The sequence below is a fragment of the Pirellulales bacterium genome, from assembly GCA_019636335.1.
GTDB lineage: Bacteria > Planctomycetota > Planctomycetia > Pirellulales > JAEUIK01 > JAHBXR01.
This window is the reverse complement of record JAHBXR010000006.1, coordinates 230,907-247,416: the sequence shown is the minus strand read 5'-3', so window position 1 is coordinate 247,416 and position 16,510 is coordinate 230,907. Positions and strand designations below refer to the sequence as shown.

Below are 16,510 nucleotides of genomic sequence, written 5' to 3'. Positions count from 1 at the left end.
ACGTTGGTCTGCGCACCGCAGTGCGGGCAGGTGAACGGAATGGACATAGGTCGAGCCCCCAGGAAGGTTAGCAGCCTGCCGTTGTGCAGCGCCGATGATGAATGTATTCAGCCCGCTCGCGTGCTGCAAAGATTTTCACGAGTCGACGCACCTGCTCGGACTAGCGTGCCATCGCAGCGCGCGTCTCTCGCACCACTTCGACGTACTGCCGCGCCACCGATTCCAGTCGCTGGTAATCTCCCGCGGCGACCAGCTTGGGATCGACCAGCGAACTGCCGATGCCGAGCGCGCACGCCCCGGCGCGGAGGAAGTCGGGCGCCGTTTGCAGGTTCACGCCCCCGGTGGGCATGAGTCGAACCTGGGGCAACGGGGCCTTGATGGCCTTCAGATAACCAGGCCCCACAAAGTCCGAAGGGAACACCTTGATGATCTCCGCGCCTGCTTCCCAGGCGGTGAGAATCTCGGTCGGGGTGAAGGCGCCGGGCATGGCGAGCGCATCGTAGCGATGACAGAGGCGAATCACGTCGAGATTGAGCGTGGGCGAGACGAGGAAGCGGGCGCCGGCCGAGATGGCCACCCGCGCCGTTTCCGTATCGAGGACCGTGCCGGCCCCCAGCAACACGCGGTTGCCCAGGCGATCGGCCACCTGCTCGATGACCCGAGCCGCCTTGGGCACGGTGAACGTGACCTCGACCACGTCGATGCCGCCGGCCAGCAGCGCCTCGGCCACGTCGGCCAGCCGTTCGCCGCTGGGAGAACGCAGGATGGCGACGATACCCCCGCGCAGCACACGCTCCAGATCCTCGTGTCGCGACATAGTTGCTTCGCCGGACGAAGAGTCCGCTCGCCCAAAGGTGGTAGAAAGTTGTCTGCTGGCACGGCGAAACTATTCGACGCGGGCCTCATTTCTGGACTGTCTCCGATGAGAAGTGCATAATAACGGCAAGAGCTGGCGAAAAGAGTTGAGTAGGCGAAACTTTGCGGATTTCTCCGGCGGTCGGACTTGGAAATAGCAGAATTCCTACAAACGCCCGGGGCGCGGGTCGTCTTCTGGCTGGCGGTGCTGGCAGCGCTCCTGGTGTTGGGGTTTTACGTCGTGGGCAGGGTTCGCGAGTCGATCCGAGAGAAGGGGCCGACGACGAGCGATTTGCTCAGCAATTTTCGCGAAATGCACGGCAAAGGTGTGCTGGCCGACGAGGAATTCCGAACAATAAAGAGCAAGTTGGCCGGCCGGTTGCAGGACGAGATAAAGGGGAACGGCGAGCAGGGTTAAGTCGAACCGTAACGCCTGGGCAGAGATGCACGCCCGGTCGGGATCGCAGACCCGCTTCGAGCGGCGGCGGAGAGGAAACTGCCCGCCGAGCGAAGTTTTTGTAAGAGAACCGGAAGGCGATAGCACGACGTAGATAGTACGCGTCTACGTGACACAGGCTCGAAGGAAGTGCGGACAAGGAAGGCCCCTGGCCCGGTCGACTCGAGGTCGCCAGGCCACTCGAGCAATACCTTGATTTTTCTACCCCACGCCGGAGGCTCGGTGAGACCGAGTACGGCGGACGTGGAAAGGAGCAAGTATGCCCTCGGGTGACGGGACCGGAGGTCGCCGCAGTAGCAGCACCACCAAGAAGAACGCCTTCTGTTCCTTTTGCCGCAAGAGCTATCGTGATGTCGGCCCCCTGGTCGAAGGACCGGGCGACGTCTACATCTGCGGTGAGTGCATCGAGCTGTGCCAGTCGATCCTCGATCAGGAGCGACGGCGCCGCGGCACCACCAAGCAGCTCTTCAACAAGATTCCAGCTCCCCGCGAGATCGTCTCGCACCTCGATCAATACGTGATCGGCCAGGAGCATGCCAAACGCGTGCTGGCCGTGGCCGTGCATAGCCACTACAAGCGGCTCATGCACGCCAGCGAAGGTGGCGACGTCGAACTCGACAAGTCGAACATCCTGCTCATGGGTCCGACCGGCTGCGGCAAGACCTTGCTCGCCCGCACGCTGGCCCGCATCCTCGACGTGCCCTTTGCCATCGGCGATGCCACCACGCTCACCGAGGCGGGCTACGTCGGCGAGGATGTCGAGAACCTGCTGCTCAAGCTGCTCCATGCCGCCGACTTCGATCTCGAAGCCGCGCAACGGGGCGTCCTCTACATCGACGAGATCGACAAGATCGGCAAGACCAGCAACAACGTCTCGATCACGCGCGACGTGTCGGGCGAGGGCGTGCAGCAGGCCCTGCTCAAGATGCTCGAAGGAACGCTGGCGAACGTGCCCCCGCAAGGTGGCCGCAAGCATCCCGAGCAACAGTACATTCAGATGGACACGACGAACATCCTGTTCATCTGCGGCGGCACGTTCGTCGGCATCGACAAGATCATCGGCAAACGTCTGGGCCGCCGCTCGATCGGCTTCAACCTGGAAGGCAGCAAGCCCGATGCCGGCGACGCCAAGCTGGGAGAATTGCTGCCGCAGGTGACCAGCGACGACGTGCTCGAGTTCGGCCTCATTCCCGAGCTCGTGGGACGTCTCCCCGTGGTCGCCCCGCTGACGCCCCTTTCGACCGACGACATGGTCCGCGTGTTGAAAGAACCGCGCAACGCCTTGTGCCGGCAGTACGAGCGTCTCTTCGAGATGGAGGAGTGCGAATTGCACTTCACCGACGAGGCCCTGCGAGCCATTGCCCAGAAAGCGCAAGAAAAAGAAACCGGAGCGCGGGGTCTGCGGTCGATTATTGAGAAGGTCATGCTCGATATCATGTACGATCTGCCCGACTCGCCGCGGGGAAGCCGCTATGTCGTCAGCGACAATGTGGTGGCGGGTCGCGAGCGGCTGCTGCCGATTCTCGAGCCCAAGAATAAGAGCGCGTGACGTTCAAGCCCGCACCCTCTCGAGGGAGGCGGAGGTCAAGTCCGCGCTATAGCGCGTCGAGCCCTGGATCGTATGACGTTCGATCCAGGGCTCGACCTTTTTTATGCGCCCAGCTCGCGCCGAACATTCTCAACGCCAAGGCGCAAAGACGCCAAGACGCGAAGGCGCAGTGAAGATTCTGGCGGGTAGCAGACGGTCTTGCGGAGCGAACTTCCAGGCGCGGTTGACGGAAGTCGCAAATTCGTCGGTGTTGCGCAGCAACAAGAGGATCGCTAGAAGCGTTTGCTTTGAGAGAGGCGTGACGAGAGCCAAGTCATCACTGCTGGACAAGCCAGCAGGGCCCACCAACGTCGATTCTTTGCGTCTCTGCGTCTTGGCGCCTTTGCGTTAAAGAATCTGCCGCATTTCTGCGTGAGTCTTTACTATTGTTGCTGCTGCGACGGTTGCTGAGCCTTCATCAGCTCGCGGGCCGTGCGCATCAGGTCGACCAATTCGCGGCGGTAGCCTGCCAGATCGGATGACAGCGTCGGCTGAGCCCATTCCATCACGGCGTCCAGGTTGGCCGAGCCGGCGAACTGCGAACCGCGGAGCAGCATGCCGAACGCCGCCACCGAGGCCGCCAGTTGGAAATCGGTCGAGGCTTCGCCAATCCGTCGCTGCGCATCTTCCACGGGGAATTTCAAGAGTTTGCTCTCGGTTCCTTCCGGTTCCTTGTAACGCAGTTTCAGCGTCAACAAGTTCGGACTGGCGAGTGCCGCCTCCGTGGGACGAGCCACGGAGAGATATTCCAGTTCGTCCACCTCGCGTTCGATGGCCTCGTCGTCCTGCTTGTTCTCGTCTGTCGACCCGGGCTTCTCAGCGTTTGTCAGCACAACTTCATACAGCGCCGTCACCGTGTGCCCGGCGCCGATCTCGCCCGCGTCCTTCGTGTCATCGTTGAAATCTTCTTTGGCCAGCAGGCGGTTCTCGTAGCCGATCAGTCGATAGGCCGCCACGCGGGCCGGGTTGAACTCGAGCTGGATCTTCACGTCCTTGGCGATCGTCACCAGCGTGCCCGAGAGTTGCTCGACGAGCACCTTGCGCGCCTCGCGATCGCTATCGATGTAGGCATAATTGCCGTTGCCACGATCGGCCAATTGCTCGAGCGTCGAATCCTTCAGATTACCCATGCCAAAGCCGAGCACGCTCAAGAACACCCCCGTCTTGGCCTGCTCTTCGATCAGCTCCACGAGTTGACTTTGGTCGGTGATGCCAACATTAAAATCGCCGTCGGTGGCCAGGATGACGCGGTTCGTGCCTTCCTTGACGAAGTGTTTCTTAGCGACGTCATAGGCGAGTTGAATGCCCGAGGCGCCGTTCGTCGAGCCGCCGGGCGTGAGTTGATCGATCACGGCGAGGATCGTCTCCTTGTTGTCCCCCGAGGTGGAGTCGAGCACCATCCCCGAGGCGCCGGCATAGACCACGATCGCCACGCGATCGTTCTCGCGCAGCCCGTTGACCAGCATGCGCAGGCCCTCTTTTACCAGCGGCAGCTTGTTCGGCTTATTCATCGAGCCGGAGACGTCGAGCAGAAAGACTAGGTTGCTGGCCGGGCGGTCCTCGCTGGCGATCTCGCGCCCCTTGAGCCCGATCCGCACCAGGCGATGCTCGGGCCGCCAAGGGCATTCGGCCACTTCCAGGTGCGCGGCGAACGGCGCCGTCTCCGTTTCGGCCGGCGGCGCGTAGTCGTAAGTAAAATAGTTCAGCATCTCTTCGATCCGCACGGCCCCCGGCGGGGGCAGCGTGCCCGCGGTGAGCAATCGCCGCACGTTCGAGTAGCTGGCCGTATCGACGTCGATGGAGAAGGTCGAGAGAGGATTCTGCATCACGCCGAGAAACGGATTCTCGACGATGGAAGCGTAGGCCTCCGTGTTGTACGATTGCACCCCTAGCAGTTGTTCCTCTTCTTCCTGCACGATGATGCGCGGCGTGACCAGCAGCATGCTCAGGTTGTCGCCCTGTCTTTCCAGTGGCATTCGTCGCTGCAACGGATCGACGCCGTAAGTTGTGACCGGCCCCTTGAATCGATCGGCCGGTTTCGTCTCGTAGACCGGCTTGGCGATCGTGTAGGCAAGGTGCCCGTTCGAGGCTTGTCCCGGCGTAACCTCGTAGTGGGCGGATCCATCCAGCGTGGTTAGTCCCACCTCTCGCCCGCGCGCTGCACCGGCGAGGGCCGGCAACTGAGAACTCGGCCCTGCCGTCGTCCCCTCGACGTACATGAAGTAGCCCCGCCCGTCTGCCGGAGGAGAGTTTGTGTTGGCAGGAGAGTCGTACGGTGTGCCGGCACGAGGCGGTTGTGTTTGATCTTGTGCTGTTTGTAGGGTGAGACCCAAGGAAGTTGCCTGGGGCGTAAGCTGAACGTCGCCAGATGGTGTCGGAGGGGCATCCTGCGAATTCGCCTTAATGGCGACGCCCCCTGCATAGCCCCACTGATTCGACTCGGAAGAAGGAGGCGATGGCAGGAATGCAACCCCCTGCGACGTTGCTGAATCACCTTGTGGGAGCGTGGCGTATCCCACCGCCACAAGCAGCGCCGCGGCAGCGGCGTACGACGCCAATCGCCACTTGAGGTGCGTATTCCCCGCCGGCGACACCGTCGACGGTACCTCCGGGTCCGCATGCGAATCGGCGGCAGGTTCCAACAGGCCGCCGGCAAGTACATCGTGCGAGGGCAGCGGCTCCGTCGTCAACTCGCGCCGCACGAGCGCGATCGTCTCGCGGATCTCTTCCAGCTCACGCGCTGCCTCGGGCGATTCGGCCAGCGCGCGCTCGAACTCGGCACGCTCGTCATCCTTCAACTCCCCCAACACATACGCGGTCAACCGCGGGTCGTCGGCATGGAGTGTCATGGTTTTGTTCCTTGTAGGTCAGGTACTCTGTACCTGACACTTCTCGATGTGGCGAACTCGAACAATTGTCAGGTACTCAAGTACCCGCCCTACAACACGTTCACGGAAGATCCTCACACACTGCCGGACAAGCCCGCAGTGCCACACCTTCGTGCATCCTCTCATCCCCCCTACGCCTTCCCTTTGCGTCTTTGCGCCTTCGCGTCTTTGCGTTAAAAGCCCTCTTCGCGTGAGCCGCTCACTCCGTGGCCAGCATCCGCACGCGCAATTTCTTGATCGCCGTATGCAACAAAAAACCCACGTTCGACACGCTCAACCCCAGCACCTCGCCGATCTCGCGATAGCTGAGGTCTTCTTGAAACTTCAGTCGCACGATCTCCTGCTCCCGGGCCGGCAGGGCGGCCAGCAACTCGGTCACACGCTCGGCCGATTCACGCAGCTCGAGCACCCCCTCGGGCGACGCCTCGCGGCTCGTGCAGCAGACCCCTTCGGCTTGCTCGAGCGATTGCATGCGATGTTCCTTCCGATGCTCGTCGATCACCCGGTGCCGGACGGTCCGGTAGAGCCACGCCCGCACGTGCCCGTTGAGCCGCGAAGGGTCCTCGGCACACAGCCGGGCGAAGGCCTCCTGCACCAGGTCCCGGGCGCGGTCGGCATTGCCCGTCAGCCGGGTGGCGTAACGCACCAGGGGCGCTTCGTGCTCGGCGAGCACGTCCGCGAGCCATTCGGCTGGGGCCTGCTGGTTCATCCCGGCTTCCCTACACGCTGTTCAGGCCGCGGTTTCTTGCGGAGCCGCCTTCCACAGAAAGAAACGGCCGAGGGGGCCTCTCCTTAGGCGGGAGCTATTGATTAGACTTTCGGGCGCCCAGTTTGCCCAGGTTTCGCGGTCCAAATGACGATTCGACTGCGGGCGAAAGGGGGCGGCGCGGAAAGCGTGGGGTGTGTAGTTGCAAAAGCCGGGGGCCTTGGTACACTTACCCTCTTAAGTTGTTGACAGAGTTAGATGTTGTAAGAGTTCCGAGAGAAAGAAGGTCGCACGCGACCGGTCGAACGGGGTTCGGTGGCTCCCCCAACTTCGGGAGATGGGCCAAGTTTGAGGAATTGCGGACTGAGATGACGATTACCAAAGCGCGCAAGCAGGAATTGATCGGCAACTTCAAGCGTGACGAGTCCGATACGGGCTCGCCCGAAGTACAAATCGCGATCCTCACCAGCAGGATCGACGAGCTGACCGAGCATCTGCGGACGCACAAGAAAGACCACGCCAGCCGGCGCGGACTGCTGATGATGGTCAGCCGCCGTCGTCGCCAATTGGACTACCTGCGCAAGGTCAGCCCGCAGCGGTATCTCGACATCATTCGACGACTCGACATCCGCAAGTAAAGCGGCCGTCACGCCTCCTCTCCGTTTCACCGGAAGTCTTCATCCGCCTTGCCGCGTTCTGGCCGGGCTCCGTGACGTGGTCTGTCGCGCTCGCGATGGGCGGCGATCCATGCGGATCCGGCTCGTATTTCCGGCCAAGGTCTGCGGAGGAGCATCCCCACTTCTCTGGCGAAGCATGTCTCGCGGAACGTGACACATGGGAGAAATGCGTTGAAAGTAAGAGTTGAAAAGCAGATCGGCGCGAGCGTCCTTTCCATCGAAACGGGCGAGCTGGCCAAGCAGGCTGCCGGCAGCGTGCTGATTCAATACGGCGAGACCGCCGTCCTCGTGGCGATGGCGACCGGCCCCCCGCGGCCGGGTCTCGACTTCTTCCCCCTCACCTGCGACTACCGCGAACGCCACGCGGCGGCGGGCAAGTTTCCCGGCGGCTTCCTGAAGCGCGAAGGCCGCCCCACCATGAAGGAAACCCTCACCGCGCGCCTGATCGATCGCCCGATCCGCCCCCTCTTTCCCGACTGGTTCAAGGACGACGTGCAGGTGCAGGCCTTCGTCATGGCCAGCGATCGCCAGAACGACGGCGACGTCTTGGCCATGAACGGCGCCTCGGCAGCCTTGGGCGTTTCGGAATTGCCCTTCCAGGGCCCCCTCGGCTCGGTCCGCCTGGGACGCGTGAATGGCGAGTTCGTCGTCTTCCCCACGGCCGATGATCTCGAAGAGAGCGATCTCGACCTCATCGTCTCCGGCAGCCGCGATTCGATCCTCATGATCGAAGGCTTCGCCCGCGAAATGCCCGAGGCCGAGATGGCCGAGGCCATCATGCACTGCCACACCGTCATCCGCGAGCTGTGCGAACTGCAGGAAGAGCTCTTCCGCAAGGTCGGCGTCGTCAAGAAGCAGTACGAGATTCCCCCCTCCGACGGTCTCGCTGAAAAACTCCACGCACGCTTCTTCAGCGACTTCCGTGCGGCCAAGCAGACCCCGGGCAAGCAAGACCGTGCCGCCGCCGTCGCCGCCCTCAAAGAGCGCGCGATCGCCGAGTTCATTCCCGACCCCAAGGCGGAAGACGCCATTACGTCCCTGGCCTTCGGTTCGGCCTGGCACCATCTCGAAGAAGTGGTCGTCCGCGACTTGATTCTGGCCGGCACACGTGCCGACGGCCGCGATCACAAGTCGCTCCGCAACATCGAGTGCCAGGTCGACGTGCTCCCCCGCGTCCACGGCTCGGCCGTCTTCCAGCGCGGCGAGACGCAGGCCGTCATCACGATCACGCTCGGCACCCCGCGCGACGAGCAACGTGTCGACGGGCTGATCGACGAGTACACCAAGAAGTTCATGCTCGACTACTACTTCCCCTCGTTCTCCGTGGGCGAAGTGCGTCCGATTCGCGGTCCCGGCCGCCGCGAGATCGGTCACGGCGCGCTCGCCGAGCGCAGCGTGAAGCCGGTCCTCCCCAGCCCCGATGAGTTCCCCTACACCGTCCGCGTCATCTCCGACATCTTCGAGTCGAACGGCTCGAGCTCGATGGCCTCGGTCTGCGGCGCCACTCTCGGCCTCATGGCCGCCGGCGTGCCGATCGCGAACCCCGTGGCCGGTATCTCCGTCGGCCTCGTCAAGGAGCAGGACAGCTTCGTCTTGCTGACCGACATCATCGGCGACGAAGACCACTTCGGCGACATGGACTTCAAGATCGCCGGCACCCAGCACGGCATCACGGGCATCCAGCTCGACCTGAAGATCGCCGGCATCAGCGAAGAGATCATCCGTGCCACGCTCGCCCAGTCGCGCGAGGCGCGGATCGAGATCCTTCGCAAGATGATCTCCACCATCTCGCGTCCGCGTGGCGACATCTCGCCGTACGCTCCGCGACTGCTGCGTACCCACATCGACCCCGACAAGATCGGCGCGCTGATCGGTCCGGGTGGCAAGACCATCCGCGGCATTCAGGAGACGACCGGCGCCACGATCGAGGTCGAGGACGACGGCACCGTCACCATCGCCAGCTTCGACGCTGATTCGGCCAAGGCCGCCATGCGTCGTGTCGAGGCCCTGACCGAAACCGTCCAGGTCGGCAAGATCTACGAAGGTCGCGTCAGCAGCATCAAGGACTTCGGCGCCTTCATCGAGATCCTGCCCGGCAAGGACGGCCTCTGCCACATCAGCGAGCTGGCCGATGGCTACGTCAACAGCGTGGCCGACATCTGCCAGGTCGGCGATGAGATCACCGTCAAGGTCATCTCGATCGACGAGCAGGATCGCGTCAAGCTCAGCCGTCGCGCCGCGATGCAGGAGCTGGCCGAGTCGAGCGAGTCGAACTAACGCTCGGAACGAGTGCGAAAACCATCACGCCCGAGCGCGCCGACCGTCGGCACGCTCGGGCGTTTTTCATGACGACCCACGGTATTTGCTCGCCCACCGCGCCATGCCCGATCGCTTGCCCTCCCTCGAACCTGTTGCCGAGCCCGCGACGAGCGAAGGTCCCGCCGTCATGAGCTCGGCCGAGCTGCACCAGCAACTGACCGATCGCTACAAGGAGTTCGCCGCCCTGGCCGGCGGCCTCGCGCACGAGATCAAGAACCCCCTCTCCACCATTCGCCTGAATATGGAGCTGCTGGCCGAGGAGTTCGGCGGCGCGAGCGAGGATCCGCGCCAGCGCCGCGCCTTGGCCAAGATCGCCACCGTCGAGCGCGAATGCCAGCGCCTGCAAGATCTGCTCGACAACTTCCTCAGCTTCGCCAAGCCGGCCGAGGTCCGGCTGGAAGTGACCAGCCTGAATCAGGCGGTCGATCGGGTGCTCGATTTCGTGGCCCCCAAGCTGGCCGAGCAGCGCATCGAGATCGTGCGCTACCTCGACGCGAATCTGCCCAGCGTGCGGCTGGACCGCGAGTCCTTCCACGCGGCCTTGTTAAACCTGGTGCTGAACGCCGACCAGGCCATGCCCGAGGGGGGGCAACTCATGGCCCGCACCAAGCGCCTGGGCCCCGACCTCGTGGCGCTCGATCTGATCGACACCGGCTGCGGCATGGACGCCAAGACGCTGGCCAAAATCTTCCAGGTCTTCTACAGCACAAAGCGCGGCGGCTCAGGCCTCGGGCTACCCACCACCCGCAAAATCGTCGAAGCCCACGGCGGCCGCCTCCGAGTGCAAAGCGAAGTAGGCCGCGGCACCCAGTTCACCCTAGAACTCCCCGCCGCCAACGAACTAGCCCCAACCCCCGCGCAACTCCCCGACCCGCAAGAATAACGCATCCCCCGAGCCGTGCTTTATTCCCCTGTGGTCCCAACTTCGTCCCGCAAACGCCTCTGTCGATGTGACCGACGCAGGCCAGTCCGCCTCAGTACCCGGCCTGAGCAATGGTCGCCGCCGAGCAGCCGGATACCACGAGGAACTCGCGGAACTCGGTCTTGATATGTTCGTCGCAGCGGTTGACCAGGAACTCCACGTCCTGGATCACTTTCAGCACCGTGCCGCCCCGTTCAAGCGGCTGTGGCGACATCCGCGGGCGGTCACAGTTATGGATGCAGTCATGTCGCCGTTGGAAGATCGTGCGGAACCGCTCGACGAACTGCTCGATTGCAGCCTCCCTCGCCGTGTGCTTGTCCTGAGCAGCCTTTGCAAGGTAGTCTGCCTGAGAGATGCCAAAAAGCCGGATCTTCGCGTCGGGATGCGACATCCAGGCGTCAAGTTTGTCGCGGAAGAACTTCTGCCCCCTGCGGAAAAACTTGTTGAAAAGATCCTGAATGGTCTTCAGGCTGACGACGTTCTCTCGCTCCATCATCTTTCGAGCGGCCATCCGCCATCGCCAGTTCTCGTTGTCGTACTCTTCGAGAATGGCGCGAAGCGGAAACTTGATCTCGTAGACCCAATCCGGGAGCGTGATCGTCGGCTGGCGGCTCTTTGAACTCGCCGTAGCCGCAATCATGTCCGTGTAGGCGTCGCAGAAGTACGCGTCCAGTGCCCCGACCGCGAACATCCAAGCACCCCGCAGCAGGTCGGAACGCAGCAGCTTCTCGACAGGTGTGCCACGTGGCAGTGGGTGTGCGTGAGCCACAATCGCCCTCGCCCGCGCAATGTCGTCATTGAAGTGCTGAAGGGCGGTGGCGGGCATGGCGGACTACGAAGATCCGTGAATAGTGAGTCCCGTCTTCAGTCCGCCTCAGCGTAACCGAGCGCTTCCTCGTTGTAGTGGATTTTCTCGTCTTCCTCGTCGTACCAGACATTCCGGTCCGCAGGGAAAACAACATTCCAGAGGTCAACGAGCTCCTCGGCCTCGAGGCCGCTTCGGACGTGCTGTGCGAGTTCAACTGCCGATAGTACCGAAGCCGCAGGCATCTCCGGAAAGAGCTCGGCGTAGATTTCCGTGAGGGCAGTCGGCTTTGCGTTCTCGATGCCCTTTGCCAACCGGTCGGCGGCTTCGTTGGTTGATAATGCTGGCATGTCTTGCCTCTGCAGCCGTTCAAGTCAAGCTCTAGTGCCCGATTGTATTGTACCGCTGTCTACGCGTGCGGCCAAATTGATCTGAACAGACCGTCAACATGACGCCGCACCGTGGCTTCGTAACACCGGACCCCAGACAGAATAGGTTCTAACGGTGTCCAGTTGCCCCGAGTAGCTCCGGATTTGGCGCGGCCTCACCGTACTGCGTCATTCCGACGGTAGCGCCGTCTAGGCGCGCTTCATTCAACCTGCCTTCGATCCCACGACACAAAGCTGCGGATCGCCGTCTTATTCCCCGCCGCGCAGCCAAGGAGCCTTCGCCGACTAATCACAACCCGAAGTGCCAGTTTTGAAGTTGCGCTTTTGAGGTTCCTTTGTCTGTTTTCTCCGCAAAGCAGCAGGGTTTTGGTGTCCGGCACTCCCCTCTTAACCCGAAGCGTAAGCGAGGAAATTCCTGGGAAAAGCGTCGATCAAAGCGTTCCTCGCTGACGCTTCGCGCTTACGATTCCACGAAAAGCGCAACTTCAAAAAGCGCGAGCGAGGGCGACGCACACCAACCGCAGGTTGGTCGCGAAGCCCTCCCGTCGTACCAGGACGAATGCAGCGGGCCCACATGCCGCGCAGCCATCAACAATCCCTAATTCTCCGCGGCCGAAAACTGAGGGCGAAATCAGCCACCCAAGCCTGTATAGTCTCGATCGGTCTCCACCGTCACGCACACCGCCACGATCGAGCACGCTCCACGGTGCAAATAAAAAAGAATTCTCGACGCGCTCGCTCACTCAATGCGCAAGCTGCGAAGGGCAACCGCGTGAGCATCACCACGGAACCAGCGACCCCACGCCACGAAGCCTCCGCGCTCCTCGGGCCACTCGACACCCCCGAGGCCCCTCAGTCGCTCGACGGTGCGGACATTCGCGCGGACGCCCGGGCGCTCGACCCCTCGACCGAGGCCGCGGCCTACCTCGCTGCCAGCCGCCTCGATGGCGTGCCCCGCCTCGCCTTCTGGCGAGACTCGTGGCACGGTTGGCGCGCCGGCGCGTATCGCGAAATCCCGCCCAGCGAGATTCGCGCCGACCTCGTCCGCTGGCTCGCGCCGCGCTGCCACCATCTCAACTCCCGCGTCACGACGAACGTGCTCGATTGTCTCCAGGCGCTGGCCCTGGTCCCCGGCTGGGTCGATCAGCCGAGCTGGCGCGAGGACGCCGAGCCACCACACCCGCCCCAGTGGCCGCCCGGCGAGATCATGGCCGCGCGGAACCTGCTCGTGCATCTGCCGAGCTTTCTGGCGCAGCGCGAGTACAGCATCCAGCCCACGCCCCGATTTTTCGGCGCGGCGGCGCTCGATTACGACTTCGACGAAAACGCCCCACGCCCGGTCGAGTGGCTCCGCTTTCTCACTTCCCTTTGGCCCGGTTCCCAAGAGCAAAGTACGCTCCTCCAGGACTGGTTTGGCTATCTGCTCACCCCCGACACGTCCCACCAAACGATCCTGGTCGCGATTGGTCCCGATCGCTCGGGCAAGGGGACCATCGCGCGTGTCGCTCGCGCCCTGATCGGAGCGGCGAACGTCGCCTGCCCGACCCTCGCCAGCCTCGAAACCAAATTCGGCCTGGGGCCGCTGCTCGGTAAGTCGTTAGCCATCATCAGCGACGCCCGCCTGAGCCCCCGCGCCGATGGCCCCCTGGTGAGCCAGCGCCTCATGAGTATCAGCGGCGAGGACACTCTTTCCATCGACCGCAAGAACCTGGAACCGATCACGGCCAAGCTGCCCACCCGGCTGATGATCCTGGCGAACGAGCTGCCGCGCCTCAGAGACAACAGCGGGTCCCTCGCGCGCCGGATGCTGCTGCTGCGGATGGAACGGTCTTTCTACCAGCAGGAGGATCGGGCGCTCAGCGCCAAGCTGTTCGACGAGCTCCCTGGCATCCTCATGTGGGCCATCGACGGCTGGCGGCGGCTGAGCGAACGCGGCTACTTCGTTCAGCCCGACAACGGCTACGACCTGATCAATGACCTGGACGATCTCGCCAGTCCCATTCGCGCCTTCATCAAGGAACGCTGCGAGGTCCATGGCGAGGGGCGCGTGACAGCGAGAGATTTGTTTGCTGCCTGGTGCGCATGGTGCGCGGCGAATGGCCGTCAAAACTGCGAAAATGTGCAGACATTCGGCCGAAAATTGAAGGCCGCGCTGCCGCGTCTGTCCACCATATGCCCGAGAGCAAGTGGTCGTCGTCCAAGAACTTACGTCGGCATTCACCTGCCCGAAGACGACGACTGAGTGGTGCGCACGGTGCGCGGTGTGCGCGCACTAATGCATGCTTCGTGCTGGCACGATTATTCCGACGACGCCCCCCGCACGCCTCCAGCGGTGGCAAGAACACGCGATTGGCACGTTTGGACGACGCGTGCCTCGCTTGCCGCTCGGTGCGGCGCGGCATAGGATGGATCCTCGATCTGATGCCGGACGAGCGTCCGCGACGATCTCCTTCGAGTCGACTACCAAGAGCCAACATCCGAGCGAGGAAGTCTCCGTGCCACACGAGATGAGCCGTTTTCATGGCGTCATGCCCCCCATCGTGACTCCCTTCCAAGAGGACGGCGGTATCCATACCGATGCCCTGCGGGCGCTCGTCGAGTGGTACGTTACGGCGGGCTGTCACGGTCTCTGGGTCTGCGGTGGCACGGGCGAAGGCGTGAGCCTCACTCGCGACGAACGCGCCGAGATGGCCGAGCTCGTCCACGAGTTTTCCGACGATCGCCTGCGGATCATCTTTCACGTGGCTGCCGCCACGACGGCCGACGCCGTGGCCGCGGCCGAACGCTGCCAGGAGTTGGGCATCGACGCCATCTGCAGCGTGCCCCCTTTCTTCTATGGCAAGAGCGACGCGGAAATCATCACCTACTATCGCCGTTTGGCGGAAGTGACCGATCGGCCGATCTTCCTCTACAACCTCCCCGATGCCAGCGGCGTCCCCCTCCCCCTTTCGCTCGTCGACAAGATCGCCTCGGCCGTGCCGACGGTGCTCGGCATCAAGCAATCGGCCGGTGTGTGCGATTACGTCTACGAACTGAAACGCTGGCGTCCCGACTTCAACGTCTTGATCGGCCGTGGCGAGACGACCTTGCCCGCCCTGACACTGGGGGCGAGCGGCGTCGTGTGCGCCTCGCTCTGCATGGCGCCGGAACGTTTCGTCGCCGTGTACGACGCCTTCCTGGCGAACGACCTGCGCCGTGCGATCGATGCCCAGGCCGCGGCGGGGCTGGTGAAAGACATCTATCGTAAGTTTCCGGTGATCGCCTCGACCAAGTGGATCAACGGCCGGCAGATCGGCATCGATTGTGGCGAGGTCCGCGAGCCGCTGGCGAAGATCACCCCGGAGATGGAAGAAGGGCTGGTCGAACTGGCGGTTTCGCTCGACCTGCTCGAAGGCGAAGGGGTGTTGCCTACGACCGGTATGAGCCGCACGCGTCCGCGCTAGTTGCTGGCGGATCGTCTCGACGATCGTACGTTGCCCGCGCCGCGCGTGAAGCGGGAGTTTCGATATGGCTCAACTCGGCATCAGCGAATATCGCACGATCGTCCTGGCCAGTGGCCTGGTCACGCGCGAAGCGGTCGAGGCCGCCGAGCAGGCGTTGCGCGCCGCGGGCAAGATAGAGCCCACCGCGGACGATCTGGCTCATCAGCTCGTCGAGCAAGGCGTGGTCAATCGCTGGCAGGCCCAGCAGATGCTCGCCGGCCGCCCGCGGTTTCATCTCGGCCCCTATCTGATTCTCGATTCGATCGGGCAGGGGGGCATGGGGCAGGTCTTCCGCGCCGAGCACCTCGTGATGGGACGCATGGTGGCGGTCAAAGTGCTGCCACGCCATAAGTCGACTCCCGAGGCGGTCGCCAGCTTTCAACGAGAAATCCGCGCCCAGGCGCAGCTCGACCATGAGAATCTCGTGCGAGCGCTCGACGCCGGTCACGATGGCAACGTTCACTACCTGGTGACCGAGTACGTGCCCGGCACCGACTTGCGCCGCTTGATTCGCCGCGCGGGGCGGCTCTCGCCCGCCATGGCCGCCTCGATCATCACGCAGGTGGCGCGCGGTCTGGGACACGCCCACGAAAAGGGGCTCCTCCACCGCGACGTGAAGCCGGGCAACGTGCTCGTGACCCCCGACGGACGGGCGAAAATCTCCGATCTGGGGCTCGTCGGCTACTTCGAGGGAGACGTCGACGATCCGCAGACCGGCAAGATCGTCGGAACGGCAGACTACCTCTGTCCCGAACAGGTCTTGGGAAACGTCAAGCTCACGCCCGCCAGCGATATCTATTCCTTGGGCTGCACCCTCTATTACGCGGTGACGGGCAAGGTGCCGTTCGCCGGAGGATCGACGCGCGACAAGGCTCGCGCCCACGTGCGCCACGTGCCGCTCAAGCCTCAGTTGCTCAATCCCGACGTGGACGAGGAATTCGCCGACATCATCCTGATGATGATGGCCAAGGACCCCGCGCAGCGCATCGCCACCACGGCCGAGGTCGTCGAACGTCTGACGCCCTGGCACGATGGCGGCGTGCCGATCGCGGTTCCTTCGGCCGCGCGCGGGCGAGAGATTCCCACTCCACCCCCCATCGGCCAATCCCCCGCGAACTACACGCCGGACCAAGGAGACACGCAACCGTCGTTCGTCATCGCCACGTTCCTGCCGCACGAGTTAGGAGACGATGACTCCATCAGTCAGACGTCGCAAGGCACGTTTCCCATGGCGGCAGCGACCGAAGAGACGCAACGATCGATGTCCCGCATTCGCTCGACGCTTGATCATTTCGAACGGCAGGGCATCCCGCGCAGTGTGTCGATTTTGATTGCCATCGCCGCCGTCGTGGCGGCCGTCTGCCTGGCTGCCATCGTGGCGGGCTATTGAGCTGCGACAGGAGGGGGGGGATTGAGCAGTGG

13 protein-coding genes are annotated in these 16,510 nt (G+C 63.3%); 8 read left to right on the top strand and 5 right to left on the bottom strand.

Going from position 1 to position 16,510, the window contains the following annotated elements:
* Positions 1 to 160: 160 nt before the first annotated feature.
* Positions 161 to 817 carry a bifunctional 4-hydroxy-2-oxoglutarate aldolase/2-dehydro-3-deoxy-phosphogluconate aldolase gene (eda, locus tag KF708_08690; protein ID MBX3412751.1) on the bottom strand — a complete coding sequence of 219 codons (657 nt, stop codon included), beginning with the start codon at positions 815 to 817 and terminating at the stop codon, positions 161 to 163.
* Between the two features lie 186 nt (positions 818 to 1,003).
* On the opposite strand from eda, the gene KF708_08685 reads away from it, so the two are divergent.
* Both KF708_08685 and clpX read left to right on the top strand, forming a co-directional pair.
* The gene (locus tag KF708_08685; protein ID MBX3412750.1) at positions 1,004 to 1,273 is read left to right on the top strand and encodes a hypothetical protein; all 270 of its coding nucleotides are present in this window, start codon (positions 1,004 to 1,006) and stop codon (positions 1,271 to 1,273) included.
* 298 nt (positions 1,274 to 1,571) lie between these two features.
* A complete protein-coding gene (clpX, locus tag KF708_08680; protein ID MBX3412749.1) occupies positions 1,572 to 2,861 on the top strand; it encodes an ATP-dependent Clp protease ATP-binding subunit ClpX in 1,290 nt (429 codons plus the stop codon).
* A gap of 422 nt (positions 2,862 to 3,283) precedes the next feature.
* On the opposite strand, the gene KF708_08675 is transcribed toward clpX, so the two are convergent.
* Both KF708_08675 and KF708_08670 read right to left on the bottom strand, forming a co-directional pair.
* Positions 3,284 to 5,119 (bottom strand): VWA domain-containing protein, encoded by a 1,836-nt coding sequence (locus KF708_08675; protein ID MBX3412748.1) that lies wholly within the window; start codon positions 5,117 to 5,119, stop codon positions 3,284 to 3,286.
* A gap of 868 nt (positions 5,120 to 5,987) precedes the next feature.
* Positions 5,988 to 6,497 carry a sigma-70 family RNA polymerase sigma factor gene (locus KF708_08670; GenBank protein ID MBX3412747.1) on the bottom strand — a complete coding sequence of 170 codons (510 nt, stop codon included), beginning with the start codon at positions 6,495 to 6,497 and terminating at the stop codon, positions 5,988 to 5,990.
* 365 nt (positions 6,498 to 6,862) lie between these two features.
* Between KF708_08670 and rpsO the strand changes: the two genes are divergently transcribed.
* From rpsO to KF708_08655, 3 genes are all read left to right on the top strand, one after another.
* A complete protein-coding gene (gene rpsO, locus KF708_08665; GenBank protein ID MBX3412746.1) occupies positions 6,863 to 7,132 on the top strand; it encodes a 30S ribosomal protein S15 in 270 nt (89 codons plus the stop codon).
* 210 nt (positions 7,133 to 7,342) lie between these two features.
* Positions 7,343 to 9,448 carry a polyribonucleotide nucleotidyltransferase gene (pnp, locus tag KF708_08660; GenBank protein MBX3412745.1) on the top strand — a complete coding sequence of 702 codons (2,106 nt, stop codon included), beginning with the start codon at positions 7,343 to 7,345 and terminating at the stop codon, positions 9,446 to 9,448.
* A 169-nt stretch (positions 9,449 to 9,617) separates the two neighbouring features.
* Positions 9,618 to 10,373 (top strand): sensor histidine kinase, encoded by a 756-nt coding sequence (locus KF708_08655; GenBank protein MBX3412744.1) that lies wholly within the window; start codon positions 9,618 to 9,620, stop codon positions 10,371 to 10,373.
* A 91-nt stretch (positions 10,374 to 10,464) separates the two neighbouring features.
* Here KF708_08655 and KF708_08650 read toward each other — a convergent pair whose 3' ends face one another.
* Together KF708_08650 and KF708_08645 are read right to left on the bottom strand one after the other, a co-directional pair.
* Positions 10,465 to 11,238 carry a hypothetical protein gene (locus KF708_08650; protein MBX3412743.1) on the bottom strand — a complete coding sequence of 258 codons (774 nt, stop codon included), beginning with the start codon at positions 11,236 to 11,238 and terminating at the stop codon, positions 10,465 to 10,467.
* Positions 11,239 to 11,276: 38 nt separating this feature from the next.
* On the bottom strand, positions 11,277 to 11,567 hold the full coding sequence (locus KF708_08645) for a hypothetical protein (GenBank protein ID MBX3412742.1): 291 nt from the start codon (positions 11,565 to 11,567) through the stop codon (positions 11,277 to 11,279).
* An 811-nt stretch (positions 11,568 to 12,378) separates the two neighbouring features.
* Between KF708_08645 and KF708_08640 the strand changes: the two genes are divergently transcribed.
* The 3 genes from KF708_08640 (at position 12,379) to KF708_08630 (ending at position 16,478) form a co-directional block, all read left to right on the top strand.
* Positions 12,379 to 13,848, top strand: a complete 1,470-nt coding sequence (locus KF708_08640) for a hypothetical protein (protein MBX3412741.1) — start codon at positions 12,379 to 12,381, stop codon at positions 13,846 to 13,848.
* A gap of 253 nt (positions 13,849 to 14,101) precedes the next feature.
* Positions 14,102 to 15,049, top strand: a complete 948-nt coding sequence (locus tag KF708_08635) for a dihydrodipicolinate synthase family protein (protein MBX3412740.1) — start codon at positions 14,102 to 14,104, stop codon at positions 15,047 to 15,049.
* Positions 15,050 to 15,113: 64 nt separating this feature from the next.
* Positions 15,114 to 16,478, top strand: a complete 1,365-nt coding sequence (locus KF708_08630; protein ID MBX3412739.1) for a serine/threonine protein kinase — start codon at positions 15,114 to 15,116, stop codon at positions 16,476 to 16,478.
* Positions 16,479 to 16,510: the final 32 nt, after the last annotated feature.

Excerpts from the sequence above, each read along its gene's own strand:
- KF708_08670 (MBX3412747.1), bottom strand. The coding sequence starts at position 6,497 with ATGAACCAGCAGGCCCCAGCCGAATGGCTCGCGGACGTGCTCGCCGAG.
- KF708_08675 (MBX3412748.1), bottom strand. The coding sequence starts at position 5,119 with ATGTACGTCGAGGGGACGACGGCAGGGCCGAGTTCTCAGTTGCCGGCC.
- KF708_08630 (MBX3412739.1), top strand. The coding sequence starts at position 15,114 with ATGGCTCAACTCGGCATCAGCGAATATCGCACGATCGTCCTGGCCAGT.
- KF708_08645 (MBX3412742.1), bottom strand. The coding sequence starts at position 11,567 with ATGCCAGCATTATCAACCAACGAAGCCGCCGACCGGTTGGCAAAGGGC.
- rpsO (MBX3412746.1), top strand. The coding sequence starts at position 6,863 with ATGACGATTACCAAAGCGCGCAAGCAGGAATTGATCGGCAACTTCAAG.
- clpX (MBX3412749.1), top strand. The coding sequence starts at position 1,572 with ATGCCCTCGGGTGACGGGACCGGAGGTCGCCGCAGTAGCAGCACCACC.
- KF708_08650 (MBX3412743.1), bottom strand. The coding sequence starts at position 11,238 with ATGCCCGCCACCGCCCTTCAGCACTTCAATGACGACATTGCGCGGGCG.
- eda (MBX3412751.1), bottom strand. The coding sequence starts at position 817 with ATGTCGCGACACGAGGATCTGGAGCGTGTGCTGCGCGGGGGTATCGTC.
- KF708_08655 (MBX3412744.1), top strand. The coding sequence starts at position 9,618 with ATGAGCTCGGCCGAGCTGCACCAGCAACTGACCGATCGCTACAAGGAG.